General features: G+C 39.4%; 6 protein-coding genes. 2 read left to right on the forward strand and 4 right to left on the reverse strand.

Annotated elements, in window-relative coordinates; all coding sequences use genetic code 11:
- Positions 1-115: 115 nt before the first annotated feature.
- Genes EEJ45_RS17790 through EEJ45_RS17800 form a run of 3 tightly spaced genes read right to left on the reverse strand, consistent with a single transcriptional unit; the run spans position 116 to position 1,371 of the window.
- Entirely contained in the window at positions 116-430 is a 315-nt protein-coding gene (locus EEJ45_RS17790) for a DMT family transporter (RefSeq protein WP_124566090.1), read from the reverse strand.
- Positions 431-769: a DMT family transporter gene (locus tag EEJ45_RS17795; protein WP_124566091.1), complete on the reverse strand. Its 339-nt coding sequence runs from the start codon at positions 767-769 to the stop codon at positions 431-433.
- 20 nt (positions 770-789) lie between these two features.
- Complete coding sequence (locus EEJ45_RS17800) at positions 790-1,371, reverse strand: TetR/AcrR family transcriptional regulator (RefSeq protein ID WP_124566092.1); 582 nt, start codon at positions 1,369-1,371, stop codon at positions 790-792.
- A gap of 96 nt (positions 1,372-1,467) precedes the next feature.
- Between EEJ45_RS17800 and EEJ45_RS19115 the strand changes: the two genes are divergently transcribed.
- Both EEJ45_RS19115 and EEJ45_RS17810 read left to right on the forward strand, forming a co-directional pair.
- Entirely contained in the window at positions 1,468-1,608 is a 141-nt protein-coding gene (locus EEJ45_RS19115; protein WP_124566093.1) for a GrpB family protein, read from the forward strand.
- A 336-nt stretch (positions 1,609-1,944) separates the two neighbouring features.
- Positions 1,945-3,372, forward strand: coding sequence for an alanine/glycine:cation symporter family protein (locus tag EEJ45_RS17810; protein WP_124566094.1), 1,428 nt, complete (start codon positions 1,945-1,947; stop codon positions 3,370-3,372).
- A 234-nt stretch (positions 3,373-3,606) separates the two neighbouring features.
- Here EEJ45_RS17810 and EEJ45_RS19120 read toward each other — a convergent pair whose 3' ends face one another.
- Positions 3,607-3,714, reverse strand: a complete 108-nt coding sequence (locus tag EEJ45_RS19120; protein WP_164464344.1) for an IS3 family transposase — start codon at positions 3,712-3,714, stop codon at positions 3,607-3,609.
- Positions 3,715-4,828 lie beyond the last annotated feature (1,114 nt).

Consider the following 4,828-nt stretch of genomic DNA (forward strand, 5'->3'; position numbering starts at 1 on the left):
AAATGGTTGACCACATAGGTAACTAAACTCTCGGACAGAGAGGGATAGCTTGGTAAATTTGATTCCGATAGGAGTTACTACCCAAGAATCCCCTGCCTTTAGGCATGGGGAGTTGTCAAGATGTTAATTTCAATCCAATTACAGCTACTATGATTAATGCTATAAAGGAAAGTCTCTTCCAATTTTTTGATTCCCCATAAAATAACATTCCTACAATGGTTCCACCTACTGTCCCAATTCCTGTCCAAACTGCATAGGAAAGCCCCATAGGGAGAGCTTTCATTGCTAAAGCCAAACAACTAAAACTGAGGGCGAAACCAACAGTTAATATGAGGTAGGATTTTAAATTTCTTAATTTATTTACTAAGTTCATACCAGTTACCCCTACCACTTCAAAAACGCCAGCTAAAATAAGAAATAACCACGCCATTTAAGCACCTTCTTTCTCACCGGATTCTTTAGAGATAAGTTTTAGACCAATTACACCAACCAAAAGCAAAAGAATGAAAAATATTTTTGTCCAACTGAAAGGTTCCCCGAAAACTACCATTTCAACTATAACGGTTCCTGCTGTTCCTATCCCCGTAAATACAGCATATGTGGTAGCAACTGCAACCTTTTTGGTAGCTTGCATCAATAAAACAAAGGATAAATAGATAAGAATAATTGTGCCTGCCCAAGTAATCAAGTTAGTTGAATGTTTCAGTCCCATCGCCCACAGAATCTCAATAAGACCAGCAATAATAATAAGTATCCAATTACGGTTCACGTAAAATCCCTCCAAAACTGTTATTCACTCGAAATTCCACGCCAATATACATACCAAGAAGAATCTAATCTTTTTTGTAAACGTTCCATACCTCCATAGAACATCTCCACCCATATGCTATCTAGCAACGCTAAGAATGCAGTAGTGGCTCGCTGCTCCCCGACTAATGTACTTATTTCATCCCTACTCATTGCTTTTTCCATAACTGGAAGTAAAAGTTTTTCTAATTTATCAAGATAATCATAAACAAATTCCATAACTTGACCATTGAGATGGCTTGGTGGAAAAAATGCTGTACGAAGCCAAAATTTAGTAGAATCGTACTTCTCATATCGATCTATACATTGTAAGAGAAAATCATATAAAAACTCCTTTATCGGTCGAGTCTTATTACTTTCTATAAATTCCATAACGAATCTTAATTCCTCGTCACAACCTTCTTTACATATCTGAAGAAAAAGTTCATCCTTCCCTTTAAAATGAGTATAAATAGATTGTTTTTTAATCCCTACAGCTTCTGCAATTTGTGCTAACGATGCACCTTCATAGCCATTTTGTGCAAAATATTTTATAGAGACTTTTTTAATTTGGTCTGCTGTCATAAAATCACCCTTCCGAACGGTCGTAAGGAAATGCTATCAATTAATCTTTTTGATGTCAATGCATACTACCATATTTTGAAAATTCTCTTCATTTAGTTGAATGTTTATTTTCGTGAGACTCCTGGCTGCAAGAGAACTCATATACATGTGAGAAGTAAAGGAAGCTGGCCCGAACAGCTTGCGCTCTTATTTAGAGACTATATGCGTACGTATTCGGAAGACTGTAAGCAATACTAAAACATAGACTAGCTGCAGAATCCATGCATGACCGGCGTATGTATACGCAATCAAAGGAGGCTCTTATATGGGGCATTTTGGGAGCCAGACTACTGGTTGGACTCCTCAAGGGGCTGATGTTTATATAAACTCATTGCATATGTTTTCCATGTTAGATTATATAACATGGAAATGAAAAAAGTATTTACATAACGAGAAAAAATAATATACTACATTTTGTGTGAATTTTATCTAGATAAATTCTATTTGTACTCTCAATAGGGTTATAGTCTTTGTTTTTTCATAATTCTTTTTAAACATTTTTATAGTTAAAAAAACATCAAAGGAGTGTGCAACATGGATATTTTGGTTTCAAAAATCAACGACCTTTTATGGACTTATTTAATTGTTATCTTTCTTGTAGGAATCGGAATTTACTTAACTGCACGATTAGGGTTTTTACAAATTCGTTTCTTCCCGGAAATGTTTCGCTTGCTTTTTGAAAAAAATCCATCAAAAAGTAAGAAGTCTGTTTCTTCTATTCAAGCATTCGCTATTGGTATGGCTGCCCGTATTGGAACGGGAAATATTGCCGGAGTTGCAACAGCGGTTGCGTTAGGCGGACCCGGTGCTGTTTTTTGGATGTGGCTGATGGCGTTAATTGGTTCTGCATCTGCATTCGTTGAAAGTACGCTGGCGCAAGTTTATAAAGTAAAAGATGGCGAGTCCTGGCGCGGTGGACCTGCATATTATATGGAGAAAGGTTTGGGCAACCGTAAACTTGGGATTGCTTTTAGTATCCTGATTACATTATCTTTTGGTTTAATTTTTAATGCAGTACAAGCAAATACAATTGCAGCTTCATTAAACAATGAATTTAACGTAAGTACAATGGCTGTGGCTATTATTTTAGCAGTCATTACAGCTATTATCATTTTTGGTGGTGTACAATCTGTAGCCAAGTTCTCTATCGTGCTGGTACCTATTAAAGCAGGTGTGTATATTTTACTTGCTGCTTGGTTAATGATAGCAAACTACGAAGTGTTGCCAAGTGTATTTGCTTCTATCTTTTCTGAAGGTATTTTCAGCTTGAAGCAACTATTTGGCGGTGTAATGGGAGCGGCAGTTTTACAAGGGATTCGCCGCGGTTTATTTTCAAACGAAGCAGGTATGGGTTCTGCACCTAATGCCGCTGCTGCTGCTGAAGTAACGCATCCTGTAAAGCAAGGATTTATTCAGGCGCTTGGTGTTATTGTAGATACATTTGTTATCTGCTCATCTACAGCAATGATTGTTTTAGTATCTGGCGTTTATAAAACATCTGAGTTATCAGGAATTCCGTTAACACAAGAATCACTTCGCGTAAGTGTAGGAGACTTTGCGGCTACATTTATTTCAATTTCTGTATTCCTATTTGCCTTGAGCACCATTATGGGTAACTACTATTATGGAGAAGCGAATATCAGCTTTATGAAAAATAATAAGCGTACGCTTGCTGTTTACCGTATTGGGGTAATTGCAATGGTCATTTTCGGTGCACTGTATAGTGCAGAATTAGTATGGGCGCTGGCGGATATTTTTATGGGAATGATGGTTTTAATTAACCTGTATGCTATTACAAAATTATCCGGTCTTGTACGTGCAGTACTAAAGGACTATGTCAAACAAAAGAAAAAAGGGCTGGATCCTGTTTTCTATGCAGATAACATTGAAAATATCCCTGGACGTAATCAATTAGAAGCATGGGTGGATACTGCTGAATCAAAAAAAGTAAGTAATATGTAACATAAGCGAAAAAAGAGGCTGGGACAAAAGGTTTTCAGCCAAAGAAAAATCCGAACTATTAGTCGGAATTCTCTACACAGAATTCGATTTAGTTCGGATTTTTCCTTTATCAGTGGTAGTTATTCTCTATTCTGTCGGCTTTAGAGTGACATAATTCAGTTATGTCCCGGCCTCTTTTTTATTTGACCTTCCTCCTCGGTTAGGTGAGATGTCGTATGGATTGGCAACACCAAACTAGAAAGTTTTATTCAGGCGCGTCCTCTTGTATTCCATAGGGCTCATACAGTCTAATGTACCCTGTATTCTGATATGATTAAAACAACGAACGTAATCTCTCTCCAAGTGTGCGTCCTTTTGTGCACCTGCGCTGTAACCGATGATTTCTCGGTTAAAGATGGCATAAACTCAAAGGAGTTCAGCCGGAATGTCTTAGATAGGAAGCTGCCTTTGTAACCTTTGAACAACTATGCGCTTTATTCTTAATACGGGTATAACGCTAGGTTCGCGGAGCAGGAGAGAGCGGAAATCTGAGTTTAGGTGTCCCGCAAGAGCGTCTCGCGGAGCAGGAGAGAGTGGAAATTGGAGGTTAGGTGTCCCGCAAGAGCGCCTCGCGGAGCAGGAGAGAGTGTAAATCTGAGTTTAGGTGTCCCGCAAGAACGTCTCGCGGAGCAGGAGAGAGTGGAAATTGGAGTTTAGGTGTCCCGCAAGAGCGTCTCGCGGAGCAGGAGAGAGCGGAAATTGGAGGTTAGGTGTCCCGCAAGAACGTTTCGCGGAGCAGGAGAGAGTGGAAATTGGAGTTTAGGTGTCCCGCAAGAGCGTCTCGCGGAGCAGGAGAGAGCGGAAATCTGAGGTTAGGTGTCCCGCAAGAACGTCTTGCGGAGCAGGAGAGAGCGGAAATTGGAGGTTAGGTGTCCCGCAAGAGCGTCTTGCGGAGCAGGAGAGAGCGGAAATCTGAGGTTAGGTGTCCCGCAAGAACGTTTCGCGGAGCAGGAGAGAGTGTAAATCTAAGATCAGGGGTACCACCACCCCGTATAAACCAGCCTAACCCCCCTATACATAACAAGAACGAGTATCCCTCGTCCTCCTAAAAAATTGTCACGATTCATGTACAATTAGTCAAACGTGTTCAAGCAGCTTATACAAGACAGTGAAAGAAATTTATGGAAAATTTTTCGATAGCGAGAAAACAGCTTGGACCACATTAGCAATGAGATGTGTACCCTTTGCGAACAAAATCTTAGGATACATACAAAAGGTCTCTGGTGTCAGAGGCCTTTTACTTTGTGCATTTATGAATTCTGTCCAACTCACTATAGCCTATCATATGGAAATATACACCTATAAAGGAGTTTTGGTGGTAAAATGCAAATTTTATACACTGAGGATATGCAGAATTTCATGCAGTTTACAGAAACATGTTCCATTCCTAAATGCAGTCATGTTAAGTGTGTATAAA

Source organism: Ectobacillus antri (assembly GCF_003852715.1).
GTDB classification, from domain to species: Bacteria; Bacillota; Bacilli; order Bacillales; family Bacillaceae_G; genus Ectobacillus; species Ectobacillus antri.